This is a genomic window from Micromonospora sp. M51 (assembly GCF_018070305.1).
GTDB lineage: Bacteria > Actinomycetota > Actinomycetes > Mycobacteriales > Micromonosporaceae > Micromonospora > Micromonospora parva.
Window position 1 is genome coordinate 1 of sequence record NZ_JAGPXZ010001551.1, and the last position, 408, is coordinate 408.

At 73.5% G+C, this 408-nt stretch carries 1 protein-coding gene; it reads right to left on the reverse strand.

The features are described from left to right. Window positions 1-24: 24 nt before the first annotated feature. On the reverse strand, window positions 25-408 hold a 384-nt coding region (locus KBX53_RS35900; RefSeq protein WP_210864134.1), incomplete at its 5' end, for a heat shock protein transcriptional repressor HspR.

A 408-nucleotide genomic window follows, 5' to 3' on the forward strand; every position in this document is an offset into this window, starting at 1 on the left:
AGACAGCTCCGGGTGAGCGGCAGGTCAGCGATCGGGCGTGCGGCGAGGGCGCCACACCACCAGGGCGGTGGAGGTGCGGTTGGTCGGCACCAGATCCCGGCCCGGGAAGCGGGCCAGCGACTCCAGTTCGGCCACCCGGCGGTACGCGGCGTCCAGCTCCGCCTCCAGCCGGGCCACCCGCTGCTGCGCCTGCTCCAGCAGCCGCTCCAGCCCGATGATCCGCTTGACGCCGGCCAGGTTGATCCCGTCGTCCTGGCTGAGTCGCTGCACCTCGCGCAGCAGCACCACGTCGCGGACGCTGTAACGACGCCCGCCACCGGCCGCTCGACCGGGCTGCACCAGCCCGAGTCGGTCGTACTGGCGCAGCGTCTGCGGGTGCATCCCCGCCATCCGCGCCGCCACCGAGAT